Origin of the sequence: Candidatus Pelagibacter sp. Uisw_113 (assembly GCF_047717815.1) — a bacterium.
In the GTDB taxonomy this organism is placed as follows: domain Bacteria; phylum Pseudomonadota; class Alphaproteobacteria; order Pelagibacterales; family Pelagibacteraceae; genus Pelagibacter.
Window position 1 is genome coordinate 1,176,430 of record NZ_CP159809.1, and the last position, 14,311, is coordinate 1,190,740.

Below are 14,311 nucleotides of genomic sequence, written 5' to 3' on the forward strand. Positions count from 1 at the left end.
TTAAGAATTAAAGTTCTTCTTAAGTTCCATGATAGTTTCAACTAATGATTTTTCAGTGTCTTCTTCAAGTTTACCTGAACTTAAAACAGATTCTAGAATTTCTGGTTTTTCAGATTTACATTTTTCAATAATCTTAGATTCAAACTCAGCAATATCTTTAAGTTCAACATCATCCAAATAACCTTTAACTCCACAGAAAACTGAAATTACTTGCTCAGCAACTGTCATAGGAGAATATTGTTTTTGTTTTAAAAGTTCAGTTAGTTTTGAACCTCTATTTAAAAGTTTTTGTGTTGATGCATCTAAATCAGATCCAAATTGTGCAAAGGCAGCCATTTCTCTATATTGAGCAAGCTCCAACTTCATTGAACCAGAAACTTTTTTCATTGCTTTTGTTTGTGCTGCAGATCCAACTCTAGAAACAGACAAACCTACGTTAATCGCTGGTCTAATTCCTTGGTTAAACAATTCCGTTTCAAGAAATATTTGACCATCTGTAATTGATATAACGTTAGTAGGAATAAAAGCAGATACGTCTCCACCTTGCGTTTCAATTATTGGAAGAGCAGTTAATGAACCTCCGCCATGCTCATCACTAAGCTTGGCTGCTCTCTCAAGTAATCTGCTGTGTAAATAAAATACATCTCCTGGATAAGCTTCTCTTCCCGGAGGTCTTCTTAATAAAAGTGACATTTGTCTATAAGCTACAGCCTGTTTAGATAAATCATCATAAATGATTAATGCATGCATACCATTATCTCTATAGTATTCACCCATAGTACAGCCTGTATATGGTGCTAAAAACTGAAGTGGCGCTGCGTCTGAAGCAGTAGCAGCAACAATTGTTGTATATTCCATTGCACCAGCTTCTTCTAGAGTTTTTTGAATTTGTCTAACTGTAGATCTTTTTTGACCTATAGCGACATAGATACAATAAAGTTTTTGCTTCTCATCACCAGATTCATTTATTTTTTTCTGGTTAATGATCGCATCGATAGCAACTGCAGTTTTTCCAGTTTGTCTATCACCAATAATTAATTCACGCTGTCCTCTTCCAACTGGAACTAGACTATCAATTGATTTTAAGCCTGTTTGCATTGGTTCACTAACAGATTGTCTTGGAATAATTCCAGGAGCTTTTACTTCAACTCTACTTCTTTTAGTTGCTTTATCTAAAGCACCTTTACCGTCTATTGGATTTCCCAATCCATCAACAACTCTTCCTAATAATTCTTTTCCAACAGGTGCATCAACAATACTTCCTGTTCTTTTAACAACATCACCTTCTTTAATTTTTCTGTCATCTCCAAAAATTACAACTCCAACATTTTCACTTTCTAAGTTTAGAGCCATTCCTTTTGATCCATCGGAAAATTCTACCATCTCTCCAGCTTGAACATTGTCTAATCCATATACTCTAGCAATACCATCTCCTACTGACAAAACTTGACCAACCTCAGTCACTTCTGCTTTATCGCCAAATTTTTTAATTTGTTCTTTTAATATCTTTGTTACTTCTGATGGGTTTATATCCATTTATGCCTCTATCATCCTATTTTCGATTTGTTGTAATTTATTTTTAATGGAAGTGTCCACCATTGTGCTTCCGACTTGCACAATCAAACCCCCAATTAAACTTGCATCGTGTTTGTAGTTTAATTTTATTTTTGAACTAAAATTTTTAGTCAATTCTTCTTTAATGTTGTTAATCTCATTTTCAGTAAGATCTTTTGCAGAAGTTAATTCTGCTTTTAATTCACCTCTTTTGACTGAACATGTCTCAACAAAGCTTTTTAGAATTTTATCCACGAAAAAGAATCTTCTTTTAGATATTAAGAAGCTTAAAAATTTTGTTAGTAATTCATTTAATTTATATTGTTCTGAAATTTTGCTTAGAGCATTCAATTGGTCTTCTTTGTTATTTGTTGGATCCTTAATTAAAGATTTAAAATCTTCACTTGAAGCAATTAAATTAATAATTGAGGCAGAATGAACCTCGATCTCACTTAAATTATTAGCTTCTATTGCTAGTTCATAAAGTGCCAGGGAATATCTGCCTGCTGATGTTTTGGAAAAACCTGTATTTTTGCTCAATTTATTGTTCCTTATAAATATTTGAAGATTTATTAAATTTCCGTTTTAATTAACATATGACCCTATTCTCTTCAAGTCACACATTGTCTAAAAGTGTTATTTTTTGACCGTTAATTGAAGTTTATTGGATCAACATCAACTGTTAGTTTCATTCCAGTAGGAAATTTGAATTTTTCAATGATTTTGGCTAGTGAATTCTGTACTTTTAGTGATTTTCTACCTCTGATCAAAAGTCTTACTCTGAACTTTCTTTTTAATCTAAATATAGGTGCATTCACAGGGCCAAGAACTCTACCTTCGACAGCGCTTTCTATAAAAACTTTAAACTTATAAGCCTCTTTTTCAAGTTCTCTTTCATTGCTGCCAGTAATTATTAAAGCAATAAATCTCTGAAACGGTGGAAGATTATTATCCCTTCTAATTTCAAGCTCTTTATCTAAAAAAATATCAGGATCTTTATTTGTAATGTCTGTTATCATTTTGGTATCTAAATTATAAGTTTGAAAATAAACAGTTGCTGGCTTTCCTGTTCTTCCTGCTCTACCTGAAAGTTGATGATATAACTGTAAATTCTTTTCTGCGCCCCGTAAGTCATGGCCTTGTGATGATAAATCGATATCAACAACGACAATACAATTTAAACTTGGAAAGTGGAATCCTTTAGAAATTAATTGAGTTCCAATTAAAATTGGAATTTTATTATCTATAATTTTTTCTAAAACGTCAGAAGAACTTTTTTTATTCATTGTATCACTAGAAAATATAGTTGTTTCCTTGGTGGGGAAAATTTTTTTTACTTCTTCAGATATCCTTTCAACTCCAGGCCCACTAAAAATAAAATCACATTTTCCTTCTTTCGAGCAGTCCCTATTTAGTAAAGCTTTGTATCCACAGTAGTGACATAATAAATTTTGTTTGTTTTTGTGATAAACCAAATTTATTGAACAATTTGGACATGAATAACTAGTAAAACATTTTTTACATAATACATGAGGTGAAAATCCTCTTCTATTTAAAAAAAATAATACTTGGTCTTTTTTTTCAAGATGAAGTTTTACTTTCTCAATTGTTTCTTTTGATATCCAAGATTGAGATTCTAACTTTGAATTATTAAGATTAATTATTTCATATTTTGGTAAAGAGGCATTTAAATATCTTTGATCAAGTTTTGATAAACTATATTTGCCTTTTTTAATATTGTCATAAGTTTCAATAGAAGGGACGGCTGTTATTAAATTGATTGGAATATTTTCAAAGGATGCTCTAGAAATTGCCATATCTCTCGCATTATAAGTTACTCCCTCATCTTGCTTATAAGATTGATCATGTTCTTCATCAACAATGATTAATCCTAGTTTTTTAAAAGGTAAAAACAATGAGGACCGAGCGCCAATTACAACTTTAATTTTATCATTTGCTATTCCACTCCAAATAATTTCTTTATTTTTTTTTGTAATACCTGAGTGCCACACAGCAGGCTTGAATCCAAAAAATTCTATAAATTTATTTTGAAATTGTCCTGTTAATCCAATTTCTGGTAGTAGAATTAACCCTTGAAAACCCTTATTAATTATCTCTTTTAAAGCCTCAAAATAAACCATTGTTTTACCAGACCCCGTAGTTCCTTGTAAAACATGAACTCTAAATTTTTGATTTAATACATTCATTTTTTTTAATGAATCTTTTTGCTCTTTAGAAAGTTTTATTTCATTTTCTTTGATGTCAATTTTGAATGGTTCATAAGCTTTAATTGGTAACTTTTCTATGGCACCACTACTTAGTAATAATAACTTTAATGCCATACCTTTGGGTGTCATATTATATTCAGAAAACCAATTTAAGAATTTAATTGTATTTTTCTTTAGCGATGGAACATCTAATTTTCTTAAAACTTTTTTAATTGCAAAATTTTTGTTTGTTTTTTTTTCAAAATCATCCCATACAACTCCAGTAACTTCTGACTTTCCAAAGGGTACCACTACATAGTCTCCAACCTTTAAATTCAAATCTGAATTGTAGGTAAATGGATGATTAAAAATATTTGGTATAAGAATCGGTACTTTCATATCGTTATAATATGAAAATAATTTAAGAGTGTATTGCTCTTTTATCTACTGATAACGCTGCTTCTTTTACTGCTTCAGAAAATGTTGGATGTGCATGACATGTTCTTGCAATATCTTCAGCACTAGCACCAAACTCCATTGCAACTCCAATTTCTCCAATTAATTCACCTGCATGAGGTCCAATAATATGTGCTCCTAAAACTCTATCTGTTTTTTCATCAGCTAAAATTTTAACAAAACCTTCTGCTTCATCAATTGCTTTGGCTCTTGAATTTGCCATAAATGAAAATTTACCAATTTTATATTTAGTGTTTGCTTCTTTTAATTGTTCTTCTGTTTTCCCAATTGAAGCAACTTCCGGTGTTGTATAAATAACTCCAGGGATAATATCATAATTAACATGCCCTGACTGTCCTGCAATATTTTCTGCAACTGCAATACCTTCGTCTTCAGCTTTGTGCGCTAACATTGGTCCATCTATTACATCACCAATTGCATAAACATTACTTATATTTGTTTGAAAGCTTTTATTTGTTATAATTCTTTTCTTTTCATCCAATTCAACACCAATTGCTTCTAAATTTAAATTGTTAGTGTTAGGTTTTCTGCCAACAGATATAAGAACAACATCACAATCAAAATCTACTTTTTTTCCATCTTTGTCAGACGTTGAGACACTAGCTCCATTGGTGTTTTTAGTAATTCCCTCTACTTTAGTTTGCATGTGGAAGTTAATTCCTTGTTTTTTTAAAATTTTCATAAATTCTGAGGATATTTCTCTATCCATTCCTGGGGTAATATGTTCAAGAAATTCTACCACATGAACTTCAGCACCTAATCTAGACCAAACAGACCCCATCTCTAACCCTATATAACCACCACCAACTACAACCATTTTTTTTGGCACCGATTGCAGAGTTAATGCACCTGTTGAAGATACAATTATTTTTTCATCAAATTCAATACCTGGTAATGCTACTGGAACAGACCCTGTACTAATTACTGTTTTATCTGCCTCAATTATAGTTTCTTTTTTTTGATCATCTAATATTGAGATTTTATTTGCTGATTTAAAGCTTCCAGTACCTTTAAAATAAGTGACTTTATTTTTTTTAAATAAAAACTCTACACCCTTAGTCAAAATTGTTACTGCTTTATCCTTATTTTGCATCATTTTTTGAAGATTAAGTTTCACCTCGCCCACCTCTATGCCAAGTTTAGAAAAATTTTGTGCCTTATGATAATTTTCAGAAATATTTAATAAATTTTTAGAAGGTATGCACCCAACATTTAAACAAGTTCCGCCTAATGAACCTCTTGATTCTATACATGCTGTTTTAAGTCCCAATTGTGCCAATCTTATTGCGCAGACATAACCTCCCGGACCACCACCTATTACAACTGCTTGAAATTTATCTGACATTTAAATATTTAAAAATAACCTTCTTGGATCCTCTAAGTTTTCTTTAACCATTTTTAAGAATGATACCGACTCTTTTCCATCTATAATTCTGTGATCATAAGATAAGGCTAGATACATAATAGGTCTAATTTTAATTTCACCATCAACTACCATTGGTCTTTCGACTATATTATGCATACCTAACACACCAGATTGAGGTAAATTTAATATTGGAGTAGATAACATTGAGCCATAAACTCCACCATTACTAATTGTAAAGGTTCCACCTTGAAGGTCTTCTATAGTTATTTTTCCATCTCTAGCTTTTTCAGAAATAGTTTTAATATTTTTTTCGATATCAGCAAATGATAATTGATCAGCATCTCTTAATACCGGTACTACTAATCCTTTTTCAGTTCCTACTGCAAAACTCATATTATAATAATTTTTATAAATAATTTCGTCTCCATCAATTTCAGCATTAACTGATGGGTACATTTTTAGTGCGGCAACACATGCTTTTACAAAAAATGACATAAACCCTAATTTAATTCCATACCTACTTAGGAAATCTTCCTGGTTCTCTTTTCTCATTTCCATTATGCCAGTCATATCAACTTCATTAAAGGTTGTTAATAATGCTGCATTTTCTTGTGCTTGTTTTAATCTTTTTGCAATTGTCTGTCTAAGCCTAGACATTTTAATTCTCTCTTCTTGACCATATTTAATTTTTCTTTCTGATGGCTGTGGGTTTTCTCCCATCATACTAATTAGGTCACCTTTAAGAATTCTACCCTCTTTACCAGAGCCACTAACTTTTTTTAAATCAATTTTATTTTCAACCACAATTTTTCTTACAGCTGGTGAAAGTATTTCATTATTTTTATTTGAAGAATCAGTTTTCTCTTCTTTAACCTCATTGGTTAATATTAAAGGTTCTTCCTCTTCAGGTTCTTTAAAAACTTTAGGAACTTCTTTTTTAATTTCTAAATTAACTACATTATTTTCAGTTTTCTTAGGTTCAATTTTTGTAATTATTTTTTTTTCAGTAGGTTGACTTCCGTTTTGACTTATTGAACCAAGTAAGGCTCCTACTTCTACGGTTTCACCATCTTTTGAATTTATTTCAGATAAAACTCCATCTATGGGAGATGGAACTTCTAAATTAACTTTATCAGTTTCTAATTCAACAATAGCCTCGTCAGCTGCAACTGCATCACCTTCTTTCTTAAGCCACTTAGCAACTGTCGCTTCAGTAATACTTTCACCTAGAACTGGTACTAAAATTTTTTCACTCATTTTTATTCAAAAACCTTGTTAATAATTTCTTGCTGTTGTGAAATATGTCTTTTTGCAAAACCTGTTGCTGGAGATGCGTCTGGACTTCTTCCTATATAAGAAATTTTCTTATTATTAGCGTTAATAGTTTCTAATGTCCATTGTATATAATCCCTTACAGAAAACCATGCTCCCATATTTTTTGGTTCTTCCTGGCACCAATAAAATTTAGCATTTTTTGCATACTTTTTGATTTCTTTAACTAAACTTTTAACCGGAAAAGGATAAAGTTGTTCAACTCGGTACAACACTACATCATCTTTCTTCAATTTCTCTCTGGCATCTAGCAGATCAAAATAAACTTTTCCTGAGCATAAAATTACTTTTTTAATTTTTGAGCTTTCTTTTAATTTTATAAATCCATTTTCTTCATCTAATGCATGATCCCATAAAATTCTGTGGAAAAATGTATCTTTATCAAAGTCTTCTATATTTGAAACACAATGCTTGTTTCTTAATAAAGATTTTGGAGTCATTATTATTAATGGCTTTCTAAATTCTCTATGCATTTGACGTCTTAAAGCATGAAAGTAGTTTGCTGGTGTTGTACAGTTTACTACTTGCATATTATCATTAGCACATAGTTGTAAAAACCTTTCTAGTCTTGCTGAAGAATGCTCTGGTCCTTGACCCTCATAGCCATGAGGCAGAAGCATTACTAGCCCAGATGCCCTTGTCCATTTTCTCTCTCCTGATGCTATAAATTGATCTATTACTACTTGTGCGCCATTTGCAAAATCACCAAATTGTGCCTCCCACATTGTTAAAGTGTTTGGCTGAACTAAACTATAACCATATTCAAAACCTAAAACTGCTAATTCTGATAAAAAACTATCTACTATTTCATATCGTTTTTGAACTTTTGAAATATTATTTAGAGGAACATATCTAGAGTTATCTTCTTGATTTCTTAGAACTGAATGTCTTTGACTAAACGTTCCTCTTCCTGAATCTTGCCCAACTAATCTTACTGGATAACCTTCTTCTAATAATGAACCAAATGCCAAAGCTTCAGCTGTTGACCAATCTATGTTTTTGCCTTCTGATACTGATGCTCTTCTAGTGTTTAAAATTTTAATTATAGTTTTGTGCAAATTTAATTTCTCTGGTGTTGAATTAATCTTTTCTGAAATTTCTAAAAGTTTTTTCTGGTCAAAACCACTTACACCTCTTTTATCTTTTCCTTTTTCTGGTTTATATCTTGACCAACTTCCCTCATACCATTCAATTTTTGGCTTATAATCTTTTGCATTTTTGTATTGATCATCTAGTAAGCTTTTAAATTCAGTTTTAAACCTTTTAAGTTCATCCTCTGAAAGTGTATTCTCATTTACTAATTTGCTTCCATATACTTCTACTGGTGTAGGGTGTGATCTAATTTTTTTATACATTAATGGCTGAGTAAATGAAGGTTCGTCTCCTTCATTATGGCCAAACCTTCTGTAACAAATTATATCAACCACAACATCTCTGTTAAATTTTAGTCTAAATTCTGTGGCAATTCTTGTCGCATAAACAACTGCTTCTGGGTCATCACCGTTTACATGAAGTATTGGGGCATCTACCATTTTTGCAACATCTGATGGATATGGTGATGATCTTGCAAACCTTGGGCTTGTAGTAAAACCTATTTGATTATTAACAATAAAATGAATTGTTCCACCTGTATTATGGCCTGGTAAACCCGACATTGCAAAACATTCAGCCACAACACCTTGGCCAGCAAATGCTGCATCACCATGTATTAAAATAGGCAAAACTTTATTTCTTTCTTTATCTTCATGAAAAAATTGTTTTCCTCTAGTCTGTCCTAATACAACAGGATTAACTGCTTCTAAGTGCGAGGGGTTATCTGTAAGACCAACATGTATAGAATTTCCATCAAATTTTCTATCCGACGATGCTCCTAAATGGTATTTTACGTCTCCTGCTCCTTCTTCTCCTGATGTTTGAACGTCTCCCGCAAATTCATTGAATATTCTTTTGTATGATTTTTGTAAAACGTTTGCTAGCACATTGAGCCTACCTCTGTGAGACATTCCAATTTTAACTTCTTTAGCTTCTGATTGACCGGCAATTTTAATAATTTGTTCTAAAGCAGGGATTAAGCTTTCTCCTCCATCTAGTCCAAATCTTTTTGTACCAACATATTTTGAATGTAAAAATTTTTCAAATCCTTCAGCTTGAATAAGTTTATTCAAAATAGCTTCTTTACCATTTTTTGTAAATTGAAGAGAGTTCTCATCCTGCTCAATTCTATCTCTAAGCCATTTTCTTTCAGTTGGGTTTGATATATGCATATATTCATAACCAATTGGCCCACAATAAGTTTTGTTTAAAAAACTTAATATTTCTTTTACGGTGGAGTGCTCTTTATTTATTACACCGTCTAAATAAATTTTCTCATTATAATTTTCTTTTTTAAAACCATAATATTCAGGATGTAATTCATCTAAATACTCTGTCTTCATCATTCCAAGTGGGTCAAGCTTTGCTAATAAATGTCCCCTTTGTCTATAGGCTCTAATTAATGCAACAGCTCTAATTGAGTTAAGATTACTTTTGATTAAATCTTTTGAATTAACTTTTGTATCATCACTTCCATTAGAAAGTTTTTTTTCACTTTCTTCGATCCTTTTTTCAATTTCAACAATATCAATTTTTTTTTTTACACCCCATGATGGACCATTAATTTCCTTGGCAATCATACTTAAATCTTCACTCATACCCTCAAAATAACTTTGCCAGCTTTCAGGAAGATCTTTGTCTTTATTGATAAATTTTAAATACATTTGTTCTATAAATGCACTGTTAGATTTACTAAGAAATGAGGTTTTTTCGAATTCGAAATTTTTTGATGATGACATCTATTCTATTGATATAATATCAGATAAATAATTTTCAATTAGATAATTTATTAAATAATGTTTTGCCTAGTTCAGATGGCGATTTTGCAATTGTAATTCCACATTCTTCCATTTTTTTAATCTTGTCTTCTGCTCCACCCTTACCACCTGAAATAATAGCTCCTGCATGCCCCATAGTTCTTCCAGGGGGTGCTGTTATTCCAGCAACAAATCCAACCATAGGTTTTTTTATTTTATGGTTTTTAACAAATTCAGCCGCTTCTTCTTCTGCAGAACCGCCAATTTCACCTATCATAAGAATAGATTCTGTCTCATCATCATTTAAAAATAAATCTAAACAATCAATAAAGTTCGTTCCATTTATTGGATCTCCACCAATTCCTATACAAGTAGATTGTCCTAATCCATTTTCAGTTGTTTGCGCAACCGCTTCATAAGTTAAAGTTCCAGATCTTGAAACAATTCCCACAGAACCTTTCTTGTGTATATTTCCAGGCATAATCCCAATTTTACATTCATCAGGAGTAATTATTCCTGGACAGTTAGGTCCTATCAATCTGCTTTTTGAACTATTTAGCTTTTGTTTAACACGAAGCATATCTTGAATTGGTATACCTTCAGTAATGCAAACTATAAGCTCAATGGATGCATTAATAGCTTCTATTATGGCTGCTGCTGCAAATTTTGCTGGCACATAAATCATAGTTGCATCAGCACCAACTTCTTTTTTTGCTTCAGCCACAGTATTAAATACTGGACGTTCAAGATGTTTTTGTCCTCCTTTTTTTGGAGTAACTCCACCTACAAGATTAGTTCCATATTTTAATGCTTGTTCAGAATGAAAAGTACCATGTGCACCTGTAAAGCCTTGGCATATAACTTTTGTATTTTTATTAATTAAAACTGACATTCTATTTTATAGCCTCTACTATTTTTTGTGCAGCATCATCTAAATTTTCTGCTGAAATTAATTTTAATCCTGAATTATCTAAAATTTCTTTTCCTTCTTTAAAATTTGTTCCTGCAAGTCTAACTACTAATGGAACGCTTATATTTATCTCTTTAGCAGCATCAACAACACCTTGAGCAAGAACATCACATCTCATTATTCCACCAAAAATATTTATTAGTATGCCTTTAACATTTTTGTCTGATAGAATTATTTTTAGTGCAGCAGAAACTTTTTCTTTTGAGGCTCCACCACCAACATCTAGAAAATTTGCTGGCTCTTCGCCATATAATTTAATTATATCCATTGTTGCCATTGCTAAACCCGCTCCATTAACCATACAACCAATACTTCCATCTAATTTTATATAAGCAAGATCATGTTTGCTCGCTTCTATTTCTGCTGGATCTTCTTCATTTAAATCTCTTAACTCTATAATTTCAGGATGTCTAAATAATGCGTTAGAATCAAAATTAACCTTCGCGTCTAAGCAGATTATATTCTTTTCTTTAGTTAATATTAGTGGGTTAACCTCAACCATATTAGCATCTGTACCTAAAAACATACTATATACTGATTTAATTAGTACTATTGCTTGTTTTTTAGCATCATCGGTTAAGCTATAAATTTTAATTATCTTCTCACAATCAGCATCTGAGATTTCATTAACAATATCTACTTTTGTTGTTATAATTTTTTCAGGTGTTTTATCTGCAACCTCTTCAATATCCATTCCACCTTGATCGCTGGAAATAAATACAATTTTTGAACTAGCTCTGTCAATTAAGCAGGATAAATAAAATTCTTTATCTATATTAGAAGATACTTCCACATATAATCTTTTTACCTCTCTGCCTTCAGGGCCAGTTTGCTGTGTTACAAGTGTTTTTCCTAATAATTCTTTTGCTGCAACACCTAGCTCTTCAATAGTATCTAAAATTTTTACACCTCCTGCTTTACCTCTTCCACCAGCATGGATTTGTGCTTTCAATACAAACTTTTCTGTTTTTAATGATTTTGCTTTTTCAAGCAACTCATCAACTGTGAAACCAAAAACACCTTCGGGCACAACTGCCCCATATTCTTTTAGGATTTTTTTTGCTTGGTGTTCATGAATGTTCATGATTTATTTAGATAGATCTGAGTCTATTTTTGATGCAGCTTCCCATAATGCTTTCACAGCATCTATCGAGTGTATAAATTCTTTTTTTTCTTTTTCATCTAAGTCAATTTGCTCTATTTTTTCAACACCAGCTTTACCAATTATTACTGGTACACCAGCATAAACATCACTAACTCCATATTCTCCATTTAAATGAACTGCACATGGAAGTAATTTTTTTTCATCTTTTAAATATGCTTCTGCCATTTGCACTCCCGAAGCTGCTGGTGCATAAAATGCAGAACCTTTTTCTAAATATTTAACAATCTCAGCTCCTCCATCTCTAGTTCTTTGGTTAATTTCTTCTAATCTTTCTGGAGATATTTTTCCTTCTTTAACTAAGTCTAGTAATGGTTTACCTGAAACTTTTGTGAATCTTGGTAGAGGAACCATTGTGTCTCCATGACCTCCCATAACCATTGCTTCAATTTCTTTTACAGGAACATTTAACTCTAGAGATAAAAATAATTTAAATCTTGAGCTGTCTAAAATTCCTGCCATTCCAACTACTTTATTTGCTGGTAACCCTGAAAATTTTTGAAAGGCCATCACCATAACGTCTAATGGATTGGTGATACATATAACAAATGCATTTGGTGCATTTTTTTTTATGCCCTCTGCTACTTGTTTAATAATTTTTAGATTAATACCTAATAAATCATCTCTGCTCATTCCTGGTTTTCTTGGAACTCCTGCGGTGATTATTATTACATCTGAATCTTTTATATCTTCATAATTGTCTGTACCTGAAAATTTCACATTAAAACCATCAACGGAGGAAGATTGAGCTATGTCTAGAGCTTTTCCTTTAGCTATGCCACTTGCAACATCAAAAAGTACCACCTCATCAGCCACTTCTTTAGTTCCTATTAAGTGAGCAAGAGTGCCCCCAATTTGACCTGCTCCTATTAAAGATATTTTTTTCATTTTTTCCTTATTTCATTGTTGGCATGACAAATTCTGCATTAGATCGTATTCCAGAAGGCCATCTTGATGTTACTGTTTTAAGCTTTGTATAAAATTTAATTCCTTCAGCTCCGTGCATTGCACTATCTCCAAATAATGATCTTTTCCATCCACCAAAACTATGGAATGCCATTGGTACTGGTATTGGAACATTAATTCCAACCATACCAACTTGAATTTTACTGGCAAATGTTCTTCCAGCATCACCATCTCTTGTATAAATACTTACTCCGTTACCATACTCATGGTCGTTAATTAGTTTTGTTGCTTCTTCAAAAGTTTTAACTCTTATAACTGATAAGACAGGTCCAAATATTTCTTCTTTATAAATTCTCATATCTTTTTTAACATGATCAAATAAACAGCCACCTATAAAGAAACCATTTTCATATCCTTGAAGTTTTATATTTCTTCCATCAACAATTAATTTAGCACCTTCTTCAACTCCGAGATCAACATAACTTTTTACTTTTTCTAAATGTTCTTTTGTAATTAGTGGACCCATCTCAGATGTTTTATCCATACCAGGCCCTACTTTTAATGCTTCAGCTTTTTTTGATAAACGAGCAACTAACTCATCACCTATATCTCCTACAGCTACTGCTACTGATTGTGCCATACATCTTTCTCCTGCCGACCCATATGCAGCACCCATTAATCCATTTACTGCACCATCTAGGTCACAGTCAGGCATTACAACTAAATGATTTTTTGCACCACCTAAGGCTTGAACTCTTTTTTCATTTTTTGCAGAATTTTCATAAATATATTTTGCGATTGGCGTTGAGCCTACAAAACTTACAGCTTTGACATCTTTGTTTGTTAAAATTGCATCAACAGACTCTTTGTCTCCATTAACAACATTAAAAACACCATCAGGTAGTCCAGCTTCCGTTAGCAATTCTGCTAATTTTAGGGGGCAAGATGGGTCTTTTTCTGATGGTTTTAAAATAAATGTATTTCCACATGCAATAGCTAAAGGGAACATCCACATAGGTACCATTGCTGGAAAATTAAAAGGTGTAATACCAGCAACAACTCCAAGAGGCTGACGCATCGACCAGCTATCAACATTTGTTCCTACGTTCTCTGAAAATTCTCCTTTAAGTAAATGTGGAATTCCACATGCAAACTCAACTACTTCTAGTCCTCTTGTTAAAGAACCTTTGGCATCTTCATAAACTTTACCATGTTCTGAAACTATTAATTTTGTAAGTTCATCAGAATTTTTTTCTATTAACTCTTTAAATTTAAACATCACTCTTGCTCTTTGAAGGGGAGGTTTTAATGACCAAGTTTCAAAAGCTTTTTGAGCCACTTCTACAGCTTGATCAAGATCAGTTTTACTAGCTAATCTTACCTCTGACTCTTGTTCGCCTGTTGCGGGGTTAAAAATTTTGCTTTTTCTGTCAGATGAGCCTGAAATTAGCTTTCCACCAACAAAATGTTCTAATAAATTCATGAATG

The 14,311-nt window shown here is 32.1% G+C and carries 10 protein-coding genes; all 10 read right to left on the minus strand.

Annotation, left to right across the window (positions count from 1 at the left end; all coding sequences use genetic code 11):
• A complete protein-coding gene (atpA, locus tag ABXT39_RS06350; protein ID WP_271564825.1) occupies positions 1–1,536 on the minus strand; it encodes a F0F1 ATP synthase subunit alpha in 1,536 nt (511 codons plus the stop codon).
• A complete protein-coding gene (gene atpH, locus ABXT39_RS06355) occupies positions 1,537–2,094 on the minus strand; it encodes an ATP synthase F1 subunit delta (RefSeq protein WP_415294886.1) in 558 nt (185 codons plus the stop codon).
• A gap of 110 nt (positions 2,095–2,204) precedes the next feature.
• The gene (gene priA, locus ABXT39_RS06360) at positions 2,205–4,160 is read right to left on the minus strand and encodes a primosomal protein N' (protein ID WP_415294887.1); all 1,956 of its coding nucleotides are present in this window, start codon (positions 4,158–4,160) and stop codon (positions 2,205–2,207) included.
• Between the two features lie 22 nt (positions 4,161–4,182).
• On the minus strand, positions 4,183–5,583 hold the full coding sequence (gene lpdA / locus ABXT39_RS06365) for a dihydrolipoyl dehydrogenase (protein WP_415294888.1): 1,401 nt from the start codon (positions 5,581–5,583) through the stop codon (positions 4,183–4,185).
• Entirely contained in the window at positions 5,584–6,861 is a 1,278-nt protein-coding gene (gene odhB, locus ABXT39_RS06370; RefSeq protein WP_415294889.1) for a 2-oxoglutarate dehydrogenase complex dihydrolipoyllysine-residue succinyltransferase, read from the minus strand.
• A gap of 2 nt (positions 6,862–6,863) precedes the next feature.
• Positions 6,864–9,767, minus strand: a complete 2,904-nt coding sequence (locus ABXT39_RS06375) for a 2-oxoglutarate dehydrogenase E1 component (RefSeq protein ID WP_415294890.1) — start codon at positions 9,765–9,767, stop codon at positions 6,864–6,866.
• A gap of 34 nt (positions 9,768–9,801) precedes the next feature.
• Positions 9,802–10,677 (minus strand): succinate--CoA ligase subunit alpha, encoded by an 876-nt coding sequence (gene sucD / locus ABXT39_RS06380; protein WP_415294891.1) that lies wholly within the window; start codon positions 10,675–10,677, stop codon positions 9,802–9,804.
• A gap of 1 nt (position 10,678) precedes the next feature.
• Entirely contained in the window at positions 10,679–11,839 is a 1,161-nt protein-coding gene (sucC, locus tag ABXT39_RS06385) for an ADP-forming succinate--CoA ligase subunit beta (protein ID WP_415294892.1), read from the minus strand.
• Positions 11,840–11,842: 3 nt separating this feature from the next.
• Positions 11,843–12,805, minus strand: coding sequence for a malate dehydrogenase (gene mdh / locus ABXT39_RS06390; protein ID WP_415294893.1), 963 nt, complete (start codon positions 12,803–12,805; stop codon positions 11,843–11,845).
• A 7-nt stretch (positions 12,806–12,812) separates the two neighbouring features.
• Entirely contained in the window at positions 12,813–14,306 is a 1,494-nt protein-coding gene (locus ABXT39_RS06395) for a CoA-acylating methylmalonate-semialdehyde dehydrogenase (protein WP_415294894.1), read from the minus strand.
• Positions 14,307–14,311 lie beyond the last annotated feature (5 nt).